The sequence below is a fragment of the Vibrio sp. R12-SW3-ISO1 genome, from assembly GCF_059834005.1.
The window spans coordinates 1-23192 of the sequence record NZ_JCBDGK010000023.1; the positions used below are offsets into that span (position 1 = coordinate 1).

General features: G+C 49.5%; 23 protein-coding genes. 3 read left to right on the forward strand and 20 right to left on the reverse strand.

Going from position 1 to position 23192, the window contains the following annotated elements; genetic code table 11:
• The 3 genes from hemG to AC6R0R_RS07550 all read right to left on the reverse strand — a co-directional run.
• On the reverse strand, window positions 1–468 hold a 468-nt coding region (gene hemG, locus AC6R0R_RS07540; protein WP_500626261.1), incomplete at its 3' end, for a menaquinone-dependent protoporphyrinogen IX dehydrogenase.
• Between the two features lie 9 nt (window positions 469–477).
• Window positions 478–1935 (reverse strand): TrkH family potassium uptake protein, encoded by a 1458-nt coding sequence (locus tag AC6R0R_RS07545; protein WP_500626262.1) that lies wholly within the window; start codon window positions 1933–1935, stop codon window positions 478–480.
• A 42-nt stretch (window positions 1936–1977) separates the two neighbouring features.
• A complete protein-coding gene (locus AC6R0R_RS07550; protein WP_500626299.1) occupies window positions 1978–2604 on the reverse strand; it encodes a YigZ family protein in 627 nt (208 codons plus the stop codon).
• A 261-nt stretch (window positions 2605–2865) separates the two neighbouring features.
• Between AC6R0R_RS07550 and fadB the strand changes: the two genes are divergently transcribed.
• Together fadB and fadA are read left to right on the forward strand one after the other, a co-directional pair.
• Complete coding sequence (fadB, locus tag AC6R0R_RS07555; RefSeq protein ID WP_500626263.1) at window positions 2866–5037, forward strand: fatty acid oxidation complex subunit alpha FadB; 2172 nt, start codon at window positions 2866–2868, stop codon at window positions 5035–5037.
• Between the two features lie 12 nt (window positions 5038–5049).
• On the forward strand, window positions 5050–6225 hold the full coding sequence (fadA, locus tag AC6R0R_RS07560; protein ID WP_500626264.1) for an acetyl-CoA C-acyltransferase FadA: 1176 nt from the start codon (window positions 5050–5052) through the stop codon (window positions 6223–6225).
• A 62-nt stretch (window positions 6226–6287) separates the two neighbouring features.
• Here the strand turns inward: fadA and AC6R0R_RS07565 are convergent, their stop codons facing one another.
• Window positions 6288–7010, reverse strand: coding sequence for a transporter substrate-binding domain-containing protein (locus AC6R0R_RS07565; RefSeq protein ID WP_487902973.1), 723 nt, complete (start codon window positions 7008–7010; stop codon window positions 6288–6290).
• A 142-nt stretch (window positions 7011–7152) separates the two neighbouring features.
• Between AC6R0R_RS07565 and AC6R0R_RS07570 the strand changes: the two genes are divergently transcribed.
• A complete protein-coding gene (locus AC6R0R_RS07570; protein WP_500626265.1) occupies window positions 7153–7893 on the forward strand; it encodes an amino acid ABC transporter permease in 741 nt (246 codons plus the stop codon).
• A 49-nt stretch (window positions 7894–7942) separates the two neighbouring features.
• Here AC6R0R_RS07570 and glmU read toward each other — a convergent pair whose 3' ends face one another.
• The 16 genes from glmU to mnmE all read right to left on the reverse strand — a co-directional run bounded on the left by glmU (window position 7943) and on the right by mnmE (window position 23177).
• Entirely contained in the window at window positions 7943–9304 is a 1362-nt protein-coding gene (glmU, locus tag AC6R0R_RS07575; RefSeq protein ID WP_500626266.1) for a bifunctional UDP-N-acetylglucosamine diphosphorylase/glucosamine-1-phosphate N-acetyltransferase GlmU, read from the reverse strand.
• A 254-nt stretch (window positions 9305–9558) separates the two neighbouring features.
• Window positions 9559–9990, reverse strand: a complete 432-nt coding sequence (locus AC6R0R_RS07580; protein WP_334555545.1) for a F0F1 ATP synthase subunit epsilon — start codon at window positions 9988–9990, stop codon at window positions 9559–9561.
• Window positions 9991–10012: 22 nt separating this feature from the next.
• Complete coding sequence (atpD, locus tag AC6R0R_RS07585; RefSeq protein WP_334555544.1) at window positions 10013–11416, reverse strand: F0F1 ATP synthase subunit beta; 1404 nt, start codon at window positions 11414–11416, stop codon at window positions 10013–10015.
• Between the two features lie 30 nt (window positions 11417–11446).
• Entirely contained in the window at window positions 11447–12313 is an 867-nt protein-coding gene (atpG, locus tag AC6R0R_RS07590; protein WP_334555543.1) for a F0F1 ATP synthase subunit gamma, read from the reverse strand.
• A 35-nt stretch (window positions 12314–12348) separates the two neighbouring features.
• A complete protein-coding gene (gene atpA / locus AC6R0R_RS07595; RefSeq protein WP_500626267.1) occupies window positions 12349–13890 on the reverse strand; it encodes a F0F1 ATP synthase subunit alpha in 1542 nt (513 codons plus the stop codon).
• An 18-nt stretch (window positions 13891–13908) separates the two neighbouring features.
• Window positions 13909–14439 carry a F0F1 ATP synthase subunit delta gene (locus AC6R0R_RS07600; protein WP_487902951.1) on the reverse strand — a complete coding sequence of 177 codons (531 nt, stop codon included), beginning with the start codon at window positions 14437–14439 and terminating at the stop codon, window positions 13909–13911.
• Window positions 14440–14454: 15 nt separating this feature from the next.
• A complete protein-coding gene (gene atpF / locus AC6R0R_RS07605; RefSeq protein ID WP_487902952.1) occupies window positions 14455–14925 on the reverse strand; it encodes a F0F1 ATP synthase subunit B in 471 nt (156 codons plus the stop codon).
• A gap of 73 nt (window positions 14926–14998) precedes the next feature.
• The gene (gene atpE / locus AC6R0R_RS07610) at window positions 14999–15217 is read right to left on the reverse strand and encodes a F0F1 ATP synthase subunit C (RefSeq protein WP_334555539.1); all 219 of its coding nucleotides are present in this window, start codon (window positions 15215–15217) and stop codon (window positions 14999–15001) included.
• Between the two features lie 42 nt (window positions 15218–15259).
• Window positions 15260–16084: a F0F1 ATP synthase subunit A gene (gene atpB, locus AC6R0R_RS07615; RefSeq protein ID WP_334555538.1), complete on the reverse strand. Its 825-nt coding sequence runs from the start codon at window positions 16082–16084 to the stop codon at window positions 15260–15262.
• Window positions 16077–16481, reverse strand: coding sequence for an ATP synthase subunit I (locus tag AC6R0R_RS07620; protein ID WP_334555537.1), 405 nt, complete (start codon window positions 16479–16481; stop codon window positions 16077–16079). The genes atpB and AC6R0R_RS07620 overlap by 8 nt, the downstream gene beginning before the upstream one ends.
• Window positions 16482–16623: 142 nt before the next feature.
• Entirely contained in the window at window positions 16624–17526 is a 903-nt protein-coding gene (locus AC6R0R_RS07625; RefSeq protein WP_500626268.1) for a ParB/RepB/Spo0J family partition protein, read from the reverse strand.
• Between the two features lie 21 nt (window positions 17527–17547).
• Window positions 17548–18321 (reverse strand): ParA family protein, encoded by a 774-nt coding sequence (locus AC6R0R_RS07630; RefSeq protein ID WP_500626269.1) that lies wholly within the window; start codon window positions 18319–18321, stop codon window positions 17548–17550.
• A gap of 14 nt (window positions 18322–18335) precedes the next feature.
• Window positions 18336–18968 carry a 16S rRNA (guanine(527)-N(7))-methyltransferase RsmG gene (gene rsmG / locus AC6R0R_RS07635; RefSeq protein WP_487902954.1) on the reverse strand — a complete coding sequence of 211 codons (633 nt, stop codon included), beginning with the start codon at window positions 18966–18968 and terminating at the stop codon, window positions 18336–18338.
• The gene (gene mnmG / locus AC6R0R_RS07640) at window positions 18965–20863 is read right to left on the reverse strand and encodes a tRNA uridine-5-carboxymethylaminomethyl(34) synthesis enzyme MnmG (RefSeq protein WP_500626270.1); all 1899 of its coding nucleotides are present in this window, start codon (window positions 20861–20863) and stop codon (window positions 18965–18967) included. The genes rsmG and mnmG overlap by 4 nt, the downstream gene beginning before the upstream one ends.
• Window positions 20864–21329: 466 nt before the next feature.
• A complete protein-coding gene (gene mioC / locus AC6R0R_RS07645) occupies window positions 21330–21764 on the reverse strand; it encodes an FMN-binding protein MioC (protein ID WP_500626271.1) in 435 nt (144 codons plus the stop codon).
• A gap of 51 nt (window positions 21765–21815) precedes the next feature.
• The gene (gene mnmE / locus AC6R0R_RS07650) at window positions 21816–23177 is read right to left on the reverse strand and encodes a tRNA uridine-5-carboxymethylaminomethyl(34) synthesis GTPase MnmE (protein ID WP_500626272.1); all 1362 of its coding nucleotides are present in this window, start codon (window positions 23175–23177) and stop codon (window positions 21816–21818) included.
• Window positions 23178–23192: the final 15 nt, after the last annotated feature.

The following is a 23192-nucleotide window of genomic DNA, read 5'->3' on the forward strand; positions in this document are numbered from 1 at the left end:
CACCTCTTTGGTTGTATCGGTTTCACCGCCTGTCATCGACATAATGAACTTAATCATAGTTTTATCGAACCAATTGTAACGTGGGTAACGCAGCGCCCCGGCAAAAACACCAATCAGACTGGGTTGCCAAGCGGATTTGCTGAGGAAGGTTTTGATGTACGCACTCCCTTCTGGGGTGTCCTTTCCTTGCGCTTCTTTTCTCGCGGTCAGATTGACACAAATAAATGCTGCTTTGTGCTGCTGCAGTTGATCGAGGTTTCGCTCAATAAAACGATACAGTTGCTTATTTAAGTGGCCATAACGAATAGAGGCGCCGACCAGCACTCGCTCGTAGGGGGCAAAGTCGACCTGATCAACAAGGTGGAGATCGATAATGTCGCACTCCATGTCCAATTGTTGTTGCAGGGTGTGGAGAATTTTTTTTGTCTGTCCTTCACGGGAAGAATAGAGAAACAGCGCTTTTGACATGGACTTCCTTTAACTTTTCCAAAAGGTAGGGGTCAGCAGAATCAGTAGGGTGAACACTTCGAGACGCCCAAACAACATAGAGACGATCAACACCCATTTGGCTTTATCATTTACATCGCCGAAGTGGAGTGCCACTTCGCCAAGACCCGGGCCTAAGTTGTTCAGCGTGGCGGCCACTGCAGAGAAGGCACTTAATTCGTCCATGCCGCTCGCAATAAGACCCAGCATGCAAACCACAAAGACCAATGCGTAGGCAGAGAAAAACCCCCACACAGCATCGACCACTCGTTGTGATAGAGCACTTCCGCCGACTTTAATGGTATACACCGCTCTTGGGTGAACCAGACGTTTGAGCTCTCGCACGCCTTGTAGTGTTAATAGCAGGATACGGATCACCTTCATCCCACCACCGGTCGAACCGGCGCAACCACCAATAAAAGAGGAGAACAGCAATAGGACGGGAAGAAACAGCGGCCACTCTGAAAATCCTGTGGTAGTAAAGCCTGCTGTTGTCGAAATCGAAACTGTCTGGAACAGCGCTTGGTCAAACGCATCGTATTTTGAGTCGTAAGAGTGATGATTCAATAACACGAGGAAACAGATGATAAAGAGCAGCGCTTGAATAAAGAGGAATGCGCGAAACTCGGGATCTTTCCAATAATATTTAGGGTGTACACCGCCAGAAGCAAAGGCGGCAAAGTGAAGTGAGTAGTTACAGGCAGAAATCAATAAGAACACCACAGTGATCATATTGATGGCGTAGCTATCGAAATACCCCATACTGGCGTCATGAGTAGAGAACCCCCCGATCGCGATAGTCGAAAAGCTATGGCTGATCGCGTCGAATGGCGTCATGCCGGCCAACCAGAACGCAAGTGCACACGCAATCGTCAAACTCAGGTAGATGTACCAAAGCGCTTTCGCGGTTTCTGCAATCCTTGGCGTCATCTTGGTATCTTTGACCGGACCCGGTATCTCAGCGCGATAAAGCTGCATACCACCGATACCCAGCACGGGTAATATCGCCACCGCGAGCACGATGATCCCCATGCCACCAAACCATTGCAGTATCTGACGATAAAAAAGGATCGCTTTTGGTAACTCATCCAGCCCAACAATGACGGTGGCCCCTGTTGTGGTCAGCGCGGAGAATGATTCAAAAAACGCATCGGTCACCGACACATTGGGGTAATCCGCCGCTAAAAAAGGCAGCGCTCCTGCACTGCCCAGTACCGTCCAAAACAGCACCACAATCAGAAAGCCATCACGCGCTTTCAATTCATGTTTATGACGACGATTCGGAAACCAACACACTGCGCCACAGGCAAGCAAAACAAAAAAGGTGGAGACAAAGGGCACGCCCGCACCGTCTCGATAGATGAGTGCGACTAAAGCAGGCGCCAGCATGGTGACGCTAAATAGGGCCAGCAGTAGGCCGACGATGCGAATAATTGAACGAAATTGCATACAGAGACGACTATTGAAGCTTGGCTTCAGACTTCCTAATTATCATTGTTTTCCATCGAAAGAGGTGATGTTAGCTTTGGCGCCACTTTTATTGATGACCGCCTGGGTAAACACAGCGGCATCCCTCCGCTCTATCTCTACCACCAGCACGACATGATCGCTGTACTCGGCCGATACTTCCACGGCATTGAATTGCGGTAGCATCGCCTGCGCAATAGGCAGGAAGCCATAGTCTAACTCCAGTCGCAAGTTTGTGGTGATTTTTTTCTCAATTGTTTGAAGCAACTTAAGCGCTTGCCCCACACCGCCACCATAGGCTTTGACCAAGCCACCCGTCCCCAGCTTGATGCCACCTGAATAACGGGTGACGACCGCCGTCACTTCACCGACGCCCGATCCGGATAATTGAGCCAAGATTGGTTTGCCCGCTGTCCCCGATGGCTCACCATCATCACTGAATCCCCACAGCATGGAATTTTCCGGTCGCCCTGCGACAAAACCCCAACAATGGTGCCGAGCACTGGGGTGCGCCCGTCTCACTTGTTCGATAAACGTCTTAGCACTGTCGATACTTGGTGTGTGGGCGAGCTGGGTGATAAAGACGCTCTTCTTTATCTCTTCTTCAAACACCGCAGGCTGCAGGGGAATTAAATAAGGGTGATCATTCATGGGCATAGCAAGTCTTGGCAAACTGGCGTGAGTCTAACATGAGAGCGGTTTGCGCGTCGTCTAAGATTTGTTCAAGCGCACAATGTTAAACACTTGTTTGAAAAATGTATTGAATTTGTCCAATGAGCGATCCACACTAAGTTCTCTGGTCTAACCAGAGCAATAAATATAACAACTTTCCTAGTTAATCTTGCGTGGTCCATAACGACCGGTTCGCGAGATCAACACGCAATCCACGATTGTATGTCATGGAGATAGACAATGATTTACCAAGCCGACACCCTACAGGTAAAGGAATTAAACGACGGGTTAGCTGAACTCTGTTTCTGCTCTCCACAATCCGTTAACAAACTCGATCTCGCCACACTCGAGTCTCTCGATAAGGCGCTCGATGCCCTCGCTCAACATTCAGGTCTTAAAGGTCTGCTGCTGACTTCAGACAAAGACGCGTTCATTGTTGGCGCCGACATCACCGAATTCTTAGGTTTGTTTGCCAAACCAGAAGCCCAGCTCGATACGTGGCTCCAATTCGCCAACAGCATCTTCAATAAGCTTGAAGATCTCCCAGTGCCGACCGTCTCTGTGGTCAAAGGCCACACCTTAGGTGGCGGTTGTGAGTGTGTACTCGCTACCGACATGCGCATTGGCGATAAAACCACCAGCATCGGCCTACCTGAGACCAAACTGGGCATCATGCCAGGCTTTGGTGGCTGTGTTCGCCTACCGCGCGTGATCGGCGCAGACAGCGCGATGGAAGTGATCACTCAAGGCAAAGCCTGCCGTGCAGACGAAGCACTCGCGATCGGATTGTTGGACGCCGTCGTCGACTCTGAGACACTTTACGACTCTGCGCTGAGCACGCTCACCCTAGCCGTCAATGAGAAAATCGACTGGCAAGCTCGCCGCAAACAAAAAACCTCCGCGCTGACGCTCAGCAAGCTCGAATCTATGATGAGCTTTACCATGGCCAAAGGGTTAGTCGCCCAGAAAGCAGGCCCGCACTACCCAGCGCCGATGACGGCGGTCAAGACCATCGAACAAGGCGCAGGTTTTGCGCGCGATGAAGCGTTGGCCATTGAACGTAAACACTTTATTACGTTGGCAAAATCCGAGGAAGCGAAGGCGTTAGTTGGTCTGTTCCTTAACGATCAATACATCAAAGGGATTGCCAAGAAAGCAGAAAAATCGGCCGACAAAGCCACGGCGCGAGCTGCGGTACTTGGCGCTGGCATCATGGGCGGCGGCATTGCTTACCAATCCGCCCTCAAAGGGGTACCGGTGCTAATGAAAGACATTGCTCAGCCGTCACTGGATCTGGGCATGACCGAAGCCTCTAAGCTACTCAACAAGCAGCTTGAACGTGGCCGTATTGATGGCTTCAAAATGGCAGGCATCCTTGCCTCCATCACACCAAGCTTGCACTACGCGGGCATTGAGCAAGCCGATGTTGTCGTCGAAGCTGTGGTTGAAAACCCGAAAGTCAAAGCCGCCGTGCTGAGTGAAGTTGAGCAGCAGGTGAGCGAAGAGACGGTGATCACCTCGAACACATCGACTATTCCAATCAACTTGCTGGCTAAGTCGCTGTCTCGCCCAGACAAATTCTGTGGTATGCACTTCTTTAACCCCGTACACCGTATGCCATTGGTCGAGATCATCCGTGGTGAACACACCTCAGACGACACCATCAACCGCGTGGTCGCCTATGCGGCTAAGATGGGCAAATCCCCGATCGTGGTCAATGACTGCCCGGGATTTTTCGTCAACCGTGTGCTCTTCCCTTACTTTGGCGGCTTTAGCTTGCTACTGCGTGATGGGGCCGATTTCACCCAAGTCGATAAAGTCATGGAGCGTCAGTTTGGTTGGCCGATGGGCCCTGCTTACTTGCTCGATGTGGTCGGTATTGATACGGCACATCATGCTCAAGCCGTCATGGCGCAAGGCTTCCCAGAGCGTATGGGTAAATCGGAGCGTGATGCGATTGATGCGCTGTTTGATGCAAACAAGTACGGCCAGAAAAACGGCAGTGGCTTCTACAGCTACAGCGTCGATAGAAAAGGCAAACCGAAGAAAACCTTCAGTGATGATGTGTTACCGCTGCTCGCTGAAGTGACGCAATCGTCGCAAGCGTTTGATGACCAAACCATTATTCAACGCATGATGATTCCAATGATCAACGAAGTGGTGCTGTGTCTTGAAGAGGGCATCATCGCCTCTCCTCAAGAAGCGGACATGGCGCTGGTTTATGGTCTTGGCTTCCCTCCGTTCCGTGGTGGGGTGTTCCGTTATCTCGATAGTGTGGGCATTGCTGAGTTTGTCGCAATGGCGCAGCAATACGCGGATCTGGGTGCAATGTACCAGGTGCCAAAACTGCTCAAAACCATGGCTGAAAAAGGCGAGACCTTCTATGGCCAACAGCAGCAAAGTTCTATCTAAGGAGATTTCAGCATGACTAACCACACCAGAAACGTCGTCGTTGTCGATTGTCTACGTACTCCGATGGGACGTTCAAAAGGCGGCGCATTCCGCCATACGCGTGCAGAAGATTTATCGGCACACTTAATGAAAGGCATCTTGGCCCGTAACCCGCAGGTGAACCCAAGCGAGATTGAAGACATCTACTGGGGCTGTGTGCAACAAACCCTTGAGCAAGGCTTCAATATTGCCCGTAATGCTGCGCTCCTCGCAGGGCTGCCGATTGAGATTGGTGCCGTGACAGTTAACCGTCTGTGCGGCTCCTCAATGCAAGCGCTGCACGATGGCACGCGCGCCATCATGACAGGCGATGCAGAGATCTGCCTGATTGGTGGTGTCGAGCACATGGGGCACGTTCCAATGAATCATGGCGTCGACTTCCACCCAGGCATGTCAAAACACGTAGCGAAAGCGGCGGGTATGATGGGTCTCACCGCGGAGATGCTCGGCAAACTGCACCAGATCAGTCGTGAGCAGCAAGATGCATTCGCGGCACGTTCGCATGCTAGAGCTCACGCAGCCACGGTCGAAGGCCGTTTTAAGAACGAGATTCTTCCAACCGAAGGTCACGCCGCAGACGGCACACTGTTTACCCTCGACTTTGATGAAGTAATTCGTCCAGAAACCTCGGTCGAAGGTCTGTCTCAGTTGCGCCCCGTGTTTGACCCTGCCAACGGTACCGTCACAGCAGGCACCTCTTCCGCCCTGTCTGATGGCGCCTCTGCCATGTTGATCATGAGTGAGGAGAAAGCCAAAGAGCTTGGTCTCACCATTCGCGCTCGCATCAAAGGTATGGCGATTGCCGGTTGCGATCCTTCCATCATGGGATACGGACCTGTACCTGCAACACAAAAAGCCCTCAAGCGCGCTGGCCTCTCTATTGATGATATGGATGTGGTTGAGCTCAATGAGGCTTTCGCCGCCCAGGCTCTGCCTGTTGCGAAAGATCTCGGCTTACTGGACGTGATGGATGAAAAGGTCAACCTTAATGGCGGCGCTATCGCTCTCGGTCACCCATTAGGCTGCTCAGGTTCACGCATCTCGACTACCTTGATCAATCTTATGGAAGCGCAAGACGCCAAATACGGATTAGCGACCATGTGTATCGGTCTAGGTCAAGGTATCGCAACCGTGTTTGAACGCCCCTAGGGCGAGTCAAATAATGTCAAAAGAGCCGCTTTGCGGCTCTTTTACTATCTATACCTATTACACTAAAGTGTTTTCAGCCCCCACTTTTCGGCGGTCTGTTTGAAAAATCCTTGGGTTTTCTTCAACTCAACCCAGTGATTAATGTAATTGATCCATACTTGGTCATCTTGGGGTAACAGCATCGCGATCGGGGTAGGCTTTCTTGCCTCTTTGACAGGCACAATCGCCAACTGTTGAAACTTCTCGACCAAGGTCGCAGCTTCCACGTTCGAGGTCACCGAGACGTCCGCGCGGCGCGCCAATAGCTCTTGAAAATCACGAGCGGGCGCTTCGATGACAATGTGCTGCGCAGAAGGGAAAAACGCTTTCACCATCTTTTCTTGTACGGTACCCAATGTGGCCGCCACTTTGACGTCAGGCGAGTCAAAATCAGACCAGTCTGAGAAGCGCTCCAGATCCTTCTTCTGCACAACCGGAACAAACGCGAGATAAAAATAGGGCTGACTGTACCCCGCGACCTTCGCGCGAGACATATTGAGCGACGCACTGCCTGTAATGTCATATTTGTTGGCAGTCACGCCATTGACCAAGGTTTTCCAGTCAGTGGCGACAAACTCGACACTGACCCCTAGATCTTTGGCTAATTCGGTGGTCACATCGATATCAAACCCTCGATAACTATTGGTCGCTGGGTCTTTCATCGTCATTGGGTTCCAGTCGCCGGTCGTCCCGACACGCAGAACGCCTGAGTCTAAAATTTGATGGAGGCGACTGCCTTGAGCCATCGCTTGCGGGAGCGAAAACAGACTGATGAGCAGTGCGCAGATGATCGATTTCATTTTATCGTCCTTAGTGATTACACGAATTCCACTTTCATTGTTAACATAGCAGTAAGAAACGGATTTTCTAGTCTAAACAAGGTGTAATGTGACCACTAAAGTATGGGTGTTGATCACTACGCTGCTGCTGACTGGCTGCAGTGACTATCAATGGGGATGGTATGTACTCGATCCTACCACCGAGCAAGGCCGGGCAAATGTACTGTTTTTGATGGGTGGATTTGGTGAGACGGTGCAGATCTCCTTGCTCAGCATGGTGCTCGCGATGAGCCTTGGCTTGATGGTCGCGATGCCAGCATTATCCAACCTGAGAGTGTTACGTTGGTTTAATCGCCTCTATGTCGAAAGCGTACGCTCAGTCCCGGTGCTCGTTTTGCTGCTGTGGGTCTATTATGGGATGCCGACCTTACTCGATCTTTCCTTAAACCATTTCTGGGCAGGCGTGATAGCCCTAACGATCGCCGAAAGCGCGTTTATGGCGGAAGTCTTTCGCGGTGGTATTCAAGCCATTAGCCGAGGTCAACGCGAAGCCTCTGAATCGTTAGGACTCGGTTACTGGCAGACCATGCGCTTTGTGATATTGCCACAAGCCTTCCGTCAGATTTTGCCGCCACTGGGAAACCAATTTGTTTATATCCTCAAAATGAGTTCGTTGGTCAGTGTCATTGGTCTGAGCGATCTGACCCGCAGAGCTAACGAGCTGGTGGTCACCGAATACTTACCTTTGGAGATTTACACCTTTTTGGTGATCGAATATCTATTGCTTATCTTATTGGTCTCTCAAGCTGTGCGCTGGCTAGAAAAGCGCATTGCGATTCCAAGCCTATAGATCGAAAAAGCCGCTTCAATGAAGCGGCTTTGATATTGAGCATCGACGATTATTTTTTCTTCACCGGACGCTGCCAGCCTGTAATCTTGCGCTCTTTAGCGCGAGTGATGACTAACTCACCTTGTGCAACGTCTTTCGTCAACGTCGTGCCTGCGCCTATGGTCGCGCCATCAGCAATCGTCACTGGAGCCACCAGCTGGCTGTCTGAGCCAACAAACACGTCGTTGCCGATAATGGTTTTGAACTTGTTTGCGCCATCGTAGTTACACGTAATCGTACCTGCGCCAATGTTGGTACGCTCACCAATCTCAGCATCGCCAAGATAAGTGAGATGGTTGGCTTTTGAACCCTGACCAAGACGCGCGTTTTTCACTTCAACAAAGTTACCGACGTGGGCGTCTTTCTTCAGCTCAGCGCCAGGACGAAGACGGGTAAATGGCCCAACGGTACACTCTTCACCGACCGTGGCACCTTCAATCACACTGTATGGGCGCACTATGGTGTTATCGTCGATTTCGCAATCTTTAAGCACACACCCAGCGCCAATCACTACGTTGTCGCCAAGAGAGACGCTGCCTTCAATCACAACATTGACGTCAATCTCGCAGTCCATACCGCATTGCAGCTCACCACGTAAATCAAAACGTGCTGGGTCACGCAGCATCACGCCTTGCTCAAGCAGCTTGCGAGCTTGCATGGATTGGAAGGCACGTTCCAAGCGCGCCAACTGATTGCGATCGTTGACCCCTTCCACTTCGATTGGGTTGACTGGGTGAACCGCCTCGACAGCGCGTCCTTCGTCGTGCGCGGCCGCAATCACGTCAGTGAGGTAATATTCACCTTGCGCGTTTTGGTTGTTGAGGCCTGATAACCAGCGCTTAAGATCGCCGCCTGTCGCAACCATCACACCTGTGTTGATCTCTTTGATTTGACGCTGCTCTTCGGTGGCATCTTTTTGTTCAACGATCGCCACAACAGGGCCATTCTTACGGACGATACGGCCATAGCCTGTTGGGTTGTCCAAGACGACAGTCAAGAGCGCGATACCGCCGGTAGGCTGCGCATCCAGCAGGCTCTCAATGGTCTCTTCCGAGATCAAAGGCACGTCGCCGTACAACACCAGGATCTTTTCATCATCTTGAAACTGATCCGATGCTTGATCCACCGCATGACCTGTCCCCAATTGATCCGCTTGCAATACCCAGTTAACCGACTCTTCGCTCAGTTCAGCTTGCATTTGATCGCCACCGTGTCCATAGACGAGGTGGATGTTTTGCGCGCCGAGCCCAGAGCAAGTATCAATCACGTGCTTCACCATGGGTTTACCCGCTAGGGTATGCAGTACCTTTGGCTTGTTAGAGTACATGCGAGTCCCTTTGCCCGCCGCGAGAATCACCGCGCTAAACTTCATGAAATTACCTATAGACGTTGTCATAAAAACTTGAGGGGTATTCTAGACACTAATCAACGATTAGTTAATGAAATCGGAAAATTTTCCGTTAAAAATTAAGCAGCCACCAGCCTTCTCACCACCTAAGTTGGCTCACTCACGTCGCTATGCTTGGTTAGCGAAACCGTTTCACTCGGAGAAAATAGGTTTCTGTAAATAAACAAAAGCCCCGAGCGAACTCGAGGCTTTATCTAGCGATTCAACGCACAATCATACTAGCGACGGCTGCTGCGTCTCACGAGCTCAATGACTTTCAATTGAGCGACCGCTTTCGCCAGCTCAGCCGCAGCTTTCGCGTAATCAACATCACCGTGAGGTAGGTTGATCAGCTCTTCTGCACGCTGTTTTGCTTCTTCCGCTTTTGCTTTGTCTAGGTCTTCACCTCGAACAGCGGTATCCGCCAAGATGGTGACATCGTGAGCCTGTACTTCAAGAATACCGCCCGAAAGGTAAATAATTTCTTCCTTACCTTTCTTTGTTACGATGCGAACCATACCAGGACGAATCAGCGTCAACAACGGAGTATGACCCGCTAAAACACCGAGATCACCCTCTTCACCTGAAACTTGAATGCTGCGAGCATAGCCAGAGAAAATACGCTCTTCGGCACTCACAACGTCTAGGTTAAAGGTCACTGATGCAGTCATAACGCCTCCTTAAAGTCTTCGCTTACATCTTCTTCGCGTTTTCTAGAGCGTCGTCGATGCTTCCGCAGTACATAAATGCCTGCTCAGGAATATCATCATACTCACCAGAAAGAAGACCTTTAAAGCCACGAAGTGTCTCTGTAAGAGGTACGTATACACCCGGGTCACCCGTGAAGACTTCCGCTACGTGGTAAGGCTGAGTCAAGAAACGCTCAATCTTACGCGCACGAGATACGACTTGCTTATCTTCTTCAGATAGCTCGTCCATACCTAGGATAGCGATGATGTCTTTCAGCTCTTTGTAGCGCTGAAGTGTCTGCTGGACGCCACGAGCGATGTCGTAGTGTTCTTGACCAACCACTAATGGGTCAAGCTGACGAGACGTTGAGTCAAGTGGGTCGATCGCTGGGTATAGACCCATAGCTGCGATGTTACGGTTAAGTACAACCGTTGCATCCAAGTGCGCGAACGTGGTGGCTGGAGACGGGTCAGTCAAGTCATCCGCTGGTACGTATACCGCCTGTACAGACGTGATAGAACCCGCTTTTGTTGACGTGATACGCTCCTGAAGTACACCCATCTCTTCTGCAAGAGTTGGCTGGTAACCTACCGCTGAAGGCATACGACCTAGCAGTGCAGATACTTCCGTACCCGCCAGCGTGTAACGGTAGATGTTATCAACGAACAGTAGAACGTCACGGCCTTCGTCACGGAAACGCTCAGCCATCGTTAGACCTGTCAGTGCAACACGTAGACGGTTGCCTGGTGGCTCGTTCATCTGACCGTAAACCATCGCAACCTTTGATTCTTCAGGTTTTTCGATGTTTACTACGCCCGCTTCCTGCATTTCGTAGTAGAAGTCGTTACCCTCACGAGTACGCTCACCTACACCCGCAAATACAGAAAGACCAGAGTGTTGTAGTGCGATGTTGTTGATAAGTTCCATCATGTTAACGGTCTTACCTACACCTGCACCACCGAATAGACCGATTTTACCACCCTTAGCGAATGGACAAACTAGGTCGATTACTTTTACGCCGGTTTCTAGAAGCGCTGTCTCGTTTGATTGCTCTTCGTAGCTTGGCGCTTGACGGTGGATAGAGTAAACCTCTTCTGCACCGATTTCGCCACGCTCGTCAATCGCGTCACCTAGAACGTTCATGATACGACCTAGGGTCTTAGTACCTACTGGTACTGAAATTGGAGCGCCTGTGTTAACCACTTCCACTCCGCGACGTAAACCATCAGAGCTACCCATCACGATACAACGAACTACGCCACCGCCTAGCTGTTGCTGAACTTCAAGAACAAGACGCTCTTTTGAGTCCGTAACGTTTAGAGCGTCATATACACTTGGTACATCGCTCTGTGGGAACTCTACGTCGACTACCGCACCGATGATCTGTACGATCTTACCTGTAGCCATCGTTAATCCTCTAAATTTAATCTGCCTAAATTACACTGCTGCCGCACCAGAAACGATCTCGGATAGCTCTTGTGTAATCGCCGCTTGACGGGCTTTGTTGTACACAAGCTCTAGTTCATCGATCAAGTTTCCAGCATTGTCAGATGCTGCTTTCATAGCAATCATACGAGCAGCCATTTCGCACGCTAAGTTTTCAACCACAGCCTGGTACACCTGAGACTCGATATAACGAGACATCAAGGTATTGAGCAGAACCTTTTGGTCTGACTCAAACATATAGCTCCACGCATGCTTGAACGACTCATCGTCACTCATGGACTTAGGCAAAGGTATTAATTGATCAATTTTGGGTTGCTGTGTCATTGAGTTCACAAACTCATTGAACACTAGGTACAAGCGATCGATTTCACCCTCTTCATACTTCTTAAGCATGACTTTGATAGAACCGATCAGATCATCTAATGATGGCGTGTCTCCCAAACCTGAGGTTTGAGCGACAATCTTCGCACCTATGCTATTGAAGTAAGATGTGGCTTTTGAACCGATCACTGCCAGCTCAATCTCTACACCTTGATTCGACCAATCGTTCATCTCCTTGACGGCTTGCTTGAACAAGTTAATGTTCAAGCCGCCACAAAGACCACGATCGGTCGATACCACAATATACCCAACGCGCTTAGCGCCACGTTCCACAAGGAATGGATGTTTGTATTCCAAGGTACCGTGCGCTAAATGACCAATGACTTTACGTATTATTTCAGCGTAAGGACGAGGGCCTTCCATTGCATCTTGCGTACGACGCATTTTGGAAGCCGCTACCATTTCCATCGCTTTCGTGATTTTTTGAGTGCTTTTGACACTACCAATCTTGCTACGAATTTCTTTTGTATTGGCCATCGTTACTCTCCGTTAATTACAAAACTTGCTTGTAATTACCAAGTTTGGGTTGCTTTGAAATCATCAACCAAGGCTTTCAGTTGAGCTTCGATTTCATCGTTGTAAGCGCCAGACTTGTCGATCTCAGCTGCAAAATCTGCATGCTGAGCACGAGCATACGATAGTAGAGCACCTTCAAAGTCGAGGACTTTGTTGAGCTCGATATCATCGAGATAGCCACGTTCCGCCGCGAAAATAGACAATGCTTGGTCAAACACTGACATTGGCGCGTACTGCTGCTGCTTCATCAACTCAGTCACTTTCTGACCGTGATTTAGCTGGCGTTTCGTCGCTGCATCAAGATCCGATGAGAACTGAGCAAACGCAGCCAATTCACGGTATGCCGCCAATGCAGTACGGATACCACCTGACAGTTTCTTGATGATTTTCGTCTGAGCCGAACCACCTACACGAGATACTGAGATACCTGGGTCAACCGCTGGGCGTACACCCGCGTTGAACAGCTCAGTTTGTAGGAAGATCTGACCGTCGGTAATCGAGATTACGTTGGTCGGTACGAATGCCGATACGTCACCCGCTTGAGTTTCGATGATAGGTAGCGCAGTCAGAGAGCCTGTCTTACCTTTCACTTCACCGTTGGTGAAACGCTCTACGTACTCTTCGTTGACTCGCGCAGCGCGCTCTAGTAGACGTGAGTGGAGGTAGAATACGTCACCCGGGAAAGCCTCACGGCCTGGTGGACGTTTTAGGAGTAGAGAGATCTGACGGTAAGCGACCGCTTGTTTAGACAGGTCATCGTAAACAATCAGTGCATCTTCACCGCGGTCACGGAAGTACTCACCCATCGCACAACCTGCGTATGGCGCTAGGTATTGAAGCGCTGCAGATTCAGAAGCCGATGCTACGACCACAATCGTGTTCTGCAGTGCGCCGTGCTCTTCTAGTTTGCGGACCACGTTAGCAATGGTCGATGCTTTCTGACCAATCGCTACGTAGATAGAGAAAATACCCGAGTCTTTCTGGTTGATGATGGCATCGATCGCCATCGCCGTTTTACCAGTCTGACGGTCACCGATGATAAGCTCACGCTGACCACGACCGATTGGGATCATTGAGTCAACAGACTTGTAACCGGTTTGAACAGGCTGATCAACCGACTTACGGTCGATAACACCTGGTGCAATCACTTCAACTGGTGAGCTCAGTTTCGCATCGATAGGACCTTTGCCATCAATTGGTTGACCCAGTGTGTTAACCACACGGCCAAGTAGCTCAGGGCCTACAGGTACTTCAAGGATGCGTCCAGTACCCGTCACTTTCATCCCTTCTTTAAGGTCTGCGTACGGGCCCATCACTACAGCACCAACAGAGTCGCGCTCTAGGTTTAATGCCAATGCAAAACGATCACCTGGAAGCTCGATCATTTCACCTTGCATCACATCTTCAAGACCGTGAATGCGGAGAATACCGTCACTTACAGAGACGATCGTACCCTCATTACGAACTTCAGACACGACATTGAATTTTTCAATGCGCTGTCTAATCAGTTCGCTAATTTCCGTGGAATTAAGTTGCATTGCTCCAATTCCCCTAATTTAAGACTTAATAACGTCTTTAAGACGAGTTAAACGGCTAACGAGTGAGTTATCCAACACAGTATCGCCATCACGGATAACCGCGCCGCCGATCAAGTGCGCATCAACGATACAGTTTAATTTCACTGTGCCACCAAAACGCTGTTCAAGGCTGGCGATAAGCTGCGACTTTTGCGCTTCAGACAATTCAGTAGACGTCGTAACCGTCACCTCTTTCGTATTTGAAGCCTTGTCTGCCAGTTTCTTGTACTGCTGATAAATATCACTTAACGCTGAGGTGCGACGATTCTCGATCACCACTTTCAAAAAGTTTTGAAAGGGTTCATCAAAGTATTCCCCGCCAACATCAACATACAATTGCACTAGTTGCTCAGGCTGCAAACTCAAAGCAGCGGTCTTTAGCTCTTTCACTGAAGACATCTCTTTGGCAAATGCAAGCATCTGTGACCATTGTTCAATGGCACTGTTATCACTCGCAAAGCCGTATGCAGCCTTAGCATATGGTCGAGCAATAGTTGTCAAATCCGACATACTGATGCCCTCTTGTTATAGTTTTGCTGAAATACTATCAAGGATGTCTTGATGTGCAGCTGGATCAATAGAACGCTCGATCACTTTCTCTGCGCCAAGAATCACTAAGCTCGCCACGTCTTTCTTCAGCTCATTGCGCGCACGCAATGTTTCTGCTTCCAGCTCAGCTTTACCTTGAGAAAGAATATGATCTCGCTCGACAGTAGCTTCGTTGCGGGCTTCATCCAAAATCTGAGCTTTGCGTTTGTTCGCTTGCTCGATGATTTCTAATGCTTGTTTCTTCGCGTCTTTCAGCTGGTCTGCCGCATTGTGCTTGGCAAGCTCTAACGCTTTGTCCGCACGTGCCGCCGACTCTAGACCTTCAGAGATCTTCTTTTGGCGTTCTTCAATAGCAGCAATTAATGGTGGCCACACGAACTTCATGCAGAACCACACAAAAATTAGAAATGCTATTGCTTGTCCCAGCAGAGTAGCATTGATATTCACAATGACCCTCCTTTACCTATTCTTAGTTTCGAAACATCGAAACGACGTATCATGAATGAATAAGAGAGGTCTATTACAGTGCGAATAGCATGTACATAGAGATACCAACACCGATCATTGGAACCGCATCCAATAGACCCGCGATGATGAACATGTTGGTTTGTAGAACAGGCGCCATTTCTGGCTGGCGAGCAACTGACTCAAGGAACTTACCACCAAGGATCGCGAAACCAAAACCTGTTGCGATAGCACACATGCCTAGTAGTAGACCTACAACCAAATAAATTTCCATAATTATCTCCAAATCAGATTTGATAAAAAAGTTAGGTAAAAATTAATGTGAATCGTTACTTGCCATGCTGAGGTAAACAACAGTCAGCATTGTAAAAATGAAGGCTTGTAAAACAATTACTAATATGTGGAAGATTGCCCAAATGACGTGCGCGACGACACCTAATCCACCCAATACAACACCAGCACCGTAGGTCACAGCGATCAGGATAAAGATCAACTCGCCCGAGTACATGTTGCCGTAAAGACGTAAAGAAAGAGACACCGGCTTAGCCAGCAATGAGACACTTTCCAAAACTAAGTTGAAAGGAATTAACGCTTTATTGTTAATTGGGTGAAGCGTAAATTCTTTCACAAATCCTTTAAATCCTTTGTACTTGATGTAGTAAACCACCGTCAGTACTAGGACACCTAATGCAAGTGCTAGCGTGATGTTTAAGTCAACCGTTGGTACGATCTTAAAGTACTCAAAGCCAGCCGCCCCCATTAGATGAGGAATAAAGTCAACGGGTACTAGATCCATCAAGTTCATGAGGAAAATCCACACAAACAAGGTGAGAGCTAGTGGTGCGACTAATTTATCACGACCATGGAAAGCATCTTTTACAATGGCATCGACTTGCTCTACGACCATTTCGATAAAACATTGCAGCTTACCAGGCGTGCCTGTGGTTGCATTTTTTCCGACACGATAAAACAACCACAAAAATAGTGCACCCAGACCAACAGAGAACAACAATGAATCCCAATGTAAGGTCCAGAACCCAGCGTCGGCACAACCATAGTTGGTTGCTACGCCACCATCAACCACACAAATCTTCGCGTTGGTTAGGTGGTGCTGAATATATTCCTGCGGAGTATCAGCCATGGTTAATCCCATTTTTATGAAAAAATAAAATTGGTGATAACCAGAAGATCAGCAGTGTGAGCTTGTAACCTGTAAAGAACGCCCCAGGTTTGAGGAACTCGTTGACAGAAAACACCAACACAAACATCACTATGGTAAACACCAGCTTTAACGCCCATCCCACCATCAGGAAGCCAAGGAGAACTTTCCCATCGGACCCTGGTTTAGGGAAAAACGTAAACAGGGCATAAATGTAATTACCCATCACCGCGATAAAGCCGCCTTTTAAAACAAAGCGAGCCGTTTCAGGGCTGATCATCACATAAGCCAAGCTCCCGATGAGGAGCACAAATATCAGCTGGAGGTGGACGAGTCTAAAAGCAGCTCTTCCTTGCTTGCTTCGATTTGCACTAAACATCAAAAGCACCTGTTTCTGTATCTAACACCGCATTGATCACAGTCAATGCATGGTGAAAAAAAGCACGAAAATTATATAGCTCCTACCCAAAAACACAATAATTGCTTCGGTGATAAGCTTTATTCCTACTAGGAAGTGTGAGCTAGGAAGCGGAATCGATGTTTTGTAGTTGTTTTAACATCGATTGAAGTTGCTCATTGTCTGCAAAGTTGATGACAATTTTACCATCGCCTTTTGTTGACATTTGTAGGGCAACTTTTGTGTTTAATTGTTCAGACAAATGCTTTAACGATAACTCCGTCGTGTTATCAATTTCTGGTTTTGGCGTGGTTGATTCAACTTCGCCCTGGAGCGTCTTTTTTACTAAGTTTTCTGTTTGACGCACCGTCAGTTTTTTCTTGGCAACGTGATTGGCGAGCGCCACTTGCTGCGTGGCTTCTAACGCCAGTAGCGCGCGAGCATGGCCCATCTCAATCAATTTGGCCGACATCAAGGCTTTCACTTCATTATCTAACTGGTTGAGTCTTAACAAGTTACTCACAGTGGTGCGTGACTTGCCAATCGCATCCGCCACTTGCTGATGAGTCAATTCAAATTCGTCTTGAAGACGCTCCAATGCTTGGGCTTCTTCAATTGCATTGAGGTCTTCGCGCTGAATGTTTTCAATCAATGCCATCGCAACCGCCGCACGGTCTTCGACATTTTTGACCACGCAAGGCACTTGCTTGAGACCGGCTTTACGCGCCGCACGCCAGCGACGTTCGCCAGCGATGATTTCGTATTTGTCCGCCTCAACCTGACGCACAACAATCGGCTGGATAATCCCTTGCGACTCTATCGATGAGGCCAACTCTTCGAGCGCTTCAGGCTCCATCTCTTTGCGGGGCTGATACACGCCCGGTTGTAACGCATTGATACTCAGTTCAGTCAAATGCCCATCGGACGACAACGCTTGGCTATTGAGCGCACTTTGCTGTTTCTCACGCGCCAGTGAGCTGGTCGATAGCAGAGCGTCAAGCCCTTTACCTAAACCACGTTTAGACATAAGACGGAATCCTTCGGTTGATTATGCGGGTACTTCTTCGCGGCGAAGCATTTCTCCAGCAAGGGCAAGGTACGCTTTTGCGCCCGCTGAATACTTGTCGTAATACATGGCAGGTTTGCCATGACTCGGCGCTTCGGCCAAGCGAACATTTCGGGGAATAACAGTGCGGTACACTTTGTTGCCAAAGTGCTTTTTGAGTTGATCGGACACTTCATTCGAGAGGCGATTACGCGGGTCATACATGGTGCGTAACAAGCCCTCGATTTTTAGATTTTCGTTGACGACAGCAGCGAGCTTGCTGATCGTATCCATCAATGCCGTTAACCCTTCTAACGCGAAATACTCGCACTGCATCGGAACCAAGACGGAATCAGCTGCAGCCATAGCATTGATTGTAAGAAGGTTTAGCGACGGAGGACAATCGATAAAGATGAAATCATAGTTATCACGAACGGAGGATAATGCGTGCTTGAGACGCACTTCGCGGGCAAACACTTCCATTAATTTGATTTCTGCGGCGGTGACATCACCGTTGGCCGCGATCAAATCGTAATTGCCAGACGTCTTACGACAGACCACCTCTTCGAACGGTACGTCTTCAACCAGCAGTTCGTAGGCGGTGGCGTCGACTTGGTATTTGTCGACACCGCTTGCCATGGTTGCGTTTCCTTGTGGGTCGAGGTCAATGACCAACACTTTGCGCTTAGTCGCAGCCATAGATGCGGCTAAGTTGACACAGGTCGTTGTTTTACCCACGCCACCTTTTTGGTTAGCAATTGCTACGATTTTTCCCACAGTGAACCTCGCTATTAATCCTTGCGCGATAAGATTACTAGATGACGCTCGCCTTCCAACTCTGGAACATTCAAAGCTTTGATCTCGCTCACAGAACACCAGTCGGGCAATTGTTCAATCTCATCCTGAGGCAATTGACCTTTCAGCGCCAGAAACACGCCTGACTCCGCTTTTGGAAGGTGATGACACCAACTGACCATGTCTACCATAGAAGCGAATGCGCGACTTAGAACAGCGTCAAACTTCTCTTCTGGTTGAAACTCTTCGACGCGACTTTGAATCGGCGTCACGTTTTTTATCCCCAGCTCATGCAGCACTTGTTTGATAAAGCGAATGCGTTTGCCGAGACTGTCGAGCAAATAAAAGGTTTTCTCTGGGTGCATGATCGCCAAAGGGATCCCTGGCAATCCAGGGCCAGTGCCGACATCGATAAAGCGCTCACCGACTAAGTGAGTACTCACAACAATACTATCCAAGATGTGTTTAACTAACATCTCAAACGGGTCACGCACTGAGGTCAGGTTGTAGGCTTTGTTCCACTTGTCCAGCATTGCCACATAGCCCACCAACTGCTCGCGTTGCGCATCAGAGACCTGCAAGTCAGTGGTCGCGATCAGCGCATCGAGTTTGTCACGTAGTGCGCTCATGCCGCTTCCTCACCTTTTTTCAACATACCGTGCTTTTTCAAATGCACCAACAAAATGGAGATCGCGGCTGGCGTAATACCTGAGATACGAGAAGCAATACCAATCGACTCAGGTTTGGCTTCTGACAGCTTGGCAATCACTTCGTTCGACAAACCTTTCACTTGTCGGTAATCCAAATCGAGCGGCAACTTGGTGTGTTCATGACGCAGTGATTTCTCAATCTCGTCTTGCTGACGCTTGATGTAACCTTCGTACTTGACTTGTATCTCCACTTGCTCTGCCGCTTGCTGATCATCCAATGCAGGCTGGAAGGTCTCTAGCGAGGTCAGCTGCTGATAGGTGATTTCAGGTCGACGAAGAAGATCTTCACCGCTTGCTTCACGCACTAACGGAGTTTTCAGTAGATCGTTCAGCGCATCGATCCCCGCCGATTTCGGGTTGATCCAGATATCTTGTAGGCGCTGACGCTCTTTTTCCATCTGCACGATCTTTTGATTGAATCGCGTCCAACGCGCCTCACTCACTAAGCCCAATTCATGCGCTTTTTCTGTCAAACGCAGATCGGCGTTGTCTTCACGCAGCAGCAAACGGTACTCGGCACGTGAGGTGAACATACGGTAAGGTTCTTTCGTGCCCATGGTCGAGAGGTCATCAATCAACACGCCCATGTAAGCTTGGTCGCGTCGTGGGTTCCAACCTTCTTTGCCCTGGCTGTGCAAACTGGCGTTCAAACCGGCCATCAAACCTTGTGCCGCCGCTTCTTCGTAACCGGTGGTACCGTTGATCTGGCCTGCAAAGAACAGACCAGATATAAATTTGGTTTCATAGGTTTGCTTGAGATCACGCGGGTCGAAGAAATCGTACTCGATCGCGTATCCCGGACGCACGATGTGCGCGTTTTCAAACCCTTTCATTGAACGCACGATTTGAACCTGAACATCGAACGGCAAGCTGGTGGAAATACCATTCGGGTAGAGTTCGTGTGTCGTCAAGCCTTCCGGCTCAATGAAAATCTGGTGGCTGTTCTTATCCGCAAAGCGCATCACTTTGTCTTCAATCGAAGGACAGTAACGTGGCCCAATCCCTTCAATCACCCCGGCGTACATCGGGCTACGATCGAGGTTGTTGCGGATCACTTCGTGGGTGCTCTCGTTGGTGTGCGTGATGTAACACGGGATCTGCGCCGGATGTTGGCGACGATCGCCTAAAAACGAGAATACTGGAGTCGGGTTGTCACCGTGTTGCACTTCTAGCTGTGAGAAATCCACACTGCGTGCATCGATGCGCGGAGGCGTACCGGTTTTCAAACGATCAACGCGGAACGGTAATTCACGCAGACGATCCGCAAGCGCGATCGATGGCGGATCCCCAGCGCGGCCACCAGAAGCGCTTTCCATGCCAATGTGGATCTTGCCACCTAGGAATGTCCCGACGGTGAGCACCACTGCTTTGGCGCGAAACTTGAGACCCATTTGAGTCACTACACCCACCGCCACTTCGTTTTCAACAATCAGGTCATCCACCGATTGTTGGAATAGTGTTAGGTTTGGCGCATTTTCCAACGCATGGCGAACATACGCTTTGTACAAAGCACGATCCGCTTGAGCGCGAGTGGCGCGTACCGCTGGGCCTTTGGAAGCGTTGAGTGTACGAAATTGAATACCTGCGTGGTCGATGGCTTGTGCCATCAAACCGCCCATTGCATCGACCTCTTTGACAAGATGGCCTTTACCGATCCCACCAATGGCAGGGTTACATGACATCTGTCCTAGTGTGTCGATATTGTGCGTCAGCAACAGCGTCTTTTGACCTGTACGTGCAGACGCGAGGGCGGCTTCCGTTCCTGCATGACCGCCACCGACAACGATGACGTCAAAGTTTTCGTGATAAAGCATGAACTGACCTCAGGTATTCAATCAAGCAATAGAAAAGTTAAAAGAGCGTTATTCTACCTTCTTTCCAAGGGAGAGAAAATGCTTTTGACGCTTTTGTCTTAAAGGGCTGAAACTCTTATATATATAAGATCTATATATATGATCTTTTATTAGATCTACTATTAGGATCGAAGATCTCTGTGGATAACTAAAAAATGATCAACAAGATCATGGATCTTTTTATGATCACATCATGTGATCTTACCTTGATCAGATCGAGGATTACCTGGGATCAAAATCGATGGTTATACACAGGGGTTGGCAAAGGTAAAAGTTGTTATTTGGATAACTAAAGGAAGATAACGGGATATCATTTTAGTTATCCACAGATGTTTTGGCTAAAAAAGCAGCGAACAGTACGAGAGGAAAAGAGAAGGTGAGGTGAACATCGGCCAATACTGCGCACAATACTGGCCGAGAAGGGGGATCAGAAACGGTCGATATGAGTTTCTAGCCAGGCTTGTGCAGCATCTTCTGGTACGTCATGGCTAAGGACATCAATCGTAACGCACTCCGCGAGCGGCGTGGCACCTATGTCTTCCAATAGGGCGTAGGCATGTTGGCCTGCTGCGCAAAAGGTATCGTAGCTCGAATCACCAATCGCGATCACCGCATAGTTGACGTTCGCCATATTTGGCGGTGTGTTTTGCAGCGCGGCAATGAAGGGCTGAATGTTGTCTGGGTATTCGCCCGCACCGTGGGTTGAAGTGATGATGAGCCAAGTGCCTTGTGCCTCTATCTCATTCAGATCCGGTTGGTTGTGGATTGTGGTTTCAAAGCCTTGTTCAATCAGCAGATCACTAAGGTGATCGCCAACGTATTCGGCTCCGCCTAAGGTACTGCCTGTTATTATGTGGATCATGGGTTTTCCTTACGCCAATAAAAAGCGCGACCGTGTGCCGCGCATTGTGAGTTATTTACCGATACAGAATGAAGAGAAAATTCTGCCTAATAGGTCATCAGAGCTGAATTCGCCAGTGATCTCATTGAGATGCTGCTGAGCGATACGCAGCTCTTCTGCGAGGATTTCTCCGGCCATGTAGCCTTCAAGTTGCTGCTGACCGATATCGAGGTGCTCAGCCGCTTTGGCGAGTGCATCGAGATGGCGGCGGCGGGCCATAAAGCCACCTTCACTGCCGCCGGAGAAGCCCATACAGGCTTTCAGGTGAGTGCGTAGTGCATCGACGCCAGCGCCAGTTTTCGCGGATAAGCGGATCAGCGTCGGTGTGTTCACATGGCAGATCCCAAGTTCCTCGCCAGTTTGATCGGCTTTATTGCGGATCACTGTCATGCCGATGCTGTCGGGCAGACGATCGACAAAATCCGGCCAAATCTCTTTGGGATCGGTGGCGTCGGTGGTGGTGCCATCGACCATAAATAGCACGCGATCTGCTTGGGCAATTTCATCCCAAGCGCGCTCGATACCGATTTTTTCCACTTCATCCGACGCATCACGCAGCCCAGCGGTATCAATAATGTGCAAAGGCATGCCGTCAATGTGGATGTGCTCGCGCAGCACGTCACGCGTTGTGCCTGCAATGTCGGTCACAATCGCAGATTCCTTGCCTGATAGCGCATTGAGTAGGCTGGATTTACCGGCGTTAGGTCGACCAGCGATCACCACTTTCATCCCTTCACGCATGATGGCGCCTTGGTTGGCCTCTTTGCGCACGGCTTCTAGGTTGTCGATGATGGTTTGCAGATCGGCGGCGACTTTACCATCGGCGAGAAAATCGATCTCTTCCTCGGGGAAATCAATCGCGGCTTCAACGTAGATACGCAGATGAATCAGTGACTCGACCAGGGTATTAATTCGGCCCGAGAACGCGCCCTGAAGCGATTGGAGCGCCGATTTAGCCGCTTCTTCTGAGCTCGCATCAATCAAATCGGCGATCGCTTCGGCTTGCGCCAAATCGAGCTTGTCATTTAAAAACGCGCGCTCGGAAAATTCCCCTGGGCGTGCGATGCGAATCCCCGGAATATCGACGATGCGTTTGATCAGCATGTCCATCACAACAGGGCCGCCATGCCCTTGCAGTTCAAGGACATCTTCGCCCGTGAACGAGTGGGGATTGGGGAAATAGAGTGCAATGCCTTGGTCTAGTTGGCTGCCATCTTGGGCCATAAACGGCAAATATTCGGCGTAGCGAGGACGCAGTGATTTGCCGGTCACCGCGATAGCCACTTGCTCGGCAAGCGGGCCTGACACGCGAATGATGCCGACACCGCCTCGGCCTGGGGCGGTGGCTTGGGCTACGATGGTCTCTGTGGTCATAAGATTATCTCTATG

What these genes read in the sequence shown, in the direction of transcription:
- AC6R0R_RS07545 (WP_500626262.1), bottom strand. Translation starts at nt 1,935, where the DNA reads ATGCAATTTCGTTCAATTATTCGCATCGTCGGCCTACTGCTGGCCCTA.
- AC6R0R_RS07550 (WP_500626299.1), bottom strand. Translation starts at nt 2,604, where the DNA reads ATGAATGATCACCCTTATTTAATTCCCCTGCAGCCTGCGGTGTTTGAA.
- fadB (WP_500626263.1), top strand. Translation starts at nt 2,866, where the DNA reads ATGATTTACCAAGCCGACACCCTACAGGTAAAGGAATTAAACGACGGG.
- fadA (WP_500626264.1), top strand. Translation starts at nt 5,050, where the DNA reads ATGACTAACCACACCAGAAACGTCGTCGTTGTCGATTGTCTACGTACT.
- AC6R0R_RS07565 (WP_487902973.1), bottom strand. Translation starts at nt 7,010, where the DNA reads ATGGCTCAAGGCAGTCGCCTCCATCAAATTTTAGACTCAGGCGTTCTG.
- glmU (WP_500626266.1), bottom strand. Translation starts at nt 9,304, where the DNA reads ATGAAGTTTAGCGCGGTGATTCTCGCGGCGGGCAAAGGGACTCGCATG.
- AC6R0R_RS07580 (WP_334555545.1), bottom strand. Translation starts at nt 9,990, where the DNA reads ATGACTGCATCAGTGACCTTTAACCTAGACGTTGTGAGTGCCGAAGAG.
- atpD (WP_334555544.1), bottom strand. Translation starts at nt 11,416, where the DNA reads ATGGCTACAGGTAAGATCGTACAGATCATCGGTGCGGTAGTCGACGTA.
- atpG (WP_334555543.1), bottom strand. Translation starts at nt 12,313, where the DNA reads ATGGCCAATACAAAAGAAATTCGTAGCAAGATTGGTAGTGTCAAAAGC.
- atpA (WP_500626267.1), bottom strand. Translation starts at nt 13,890, where the DNA reads ATGCAACTTAATTCCACGGAAATTAGCGAACTGATTAGACAGCGCATT.
- AC6R0R_RS07600 (WP_487902951.1), bottom strand. Translation starts at nt 14,439, where the DNA reads ATGTCGGATTTGACAACTATTGCTCGACCATATGCTAAGGCTGCATAC.
- atpE (WP_334555539.1), bottom strand. Translation starts at nt 15,217, where the DNA reads ATGGAAATTTATTTGGTTGTAGGTCTACTACTAGGCATGTGTGCTATC.
- atpB (WP_334555538.1), bottom strand. Translation starts at nt 16,084, where the DNA reads ATGGCTGATACTCCGCAGGAATATATTCAGCACCACCTAACCAACGCG.
- AC6R0R_RS07620 (WP_334555537.1), bottom strand. Translation starts at nt 16,481, where the DNA reads ATGTTTAGTGCAAATCGAAGCAAGCAAGGAAGAGCTGCTTTTAGACTC.
- AC6R0R_RS07625 (WP_500626268.1), bottom strand. Translation starts at nt 17,526, where the DNA reads ATGTCTAAACGTGGTTTAGGTAAAGGGCTTGACGCTCTGCTATCGACC.
- rsmG (WP_487902954.1), bottom strand. Translation starts at nt 18,968, where the DNA reads ATGAGCGCACTACGTGACAAACTCGATGCGCTGATCGCGACCACTGAC.
- mnmG (WP_500626270.1), bottom strand. Translation starts at nt 20,863, where the DNA reads ATGCTTTATCACGAAAACTTTGACGTCATCGTTGTCGGTGGCGGTCAT.
- mioC (WP_500626271.1), bottom strand. Translation starts at nt 21,764, where the DNA reads ATGATCCACATAATAACAGGCAGTACCTTAGGCGGAGCCGAATACGTT.
- mnmE (WP_500626272.1), bottom strand. Translation starts at nt 23,177, where the DNA reads ATGACCACAGAGACCATCGTAGCCCAAGCCACCGCCCCAGGCCGAGGC.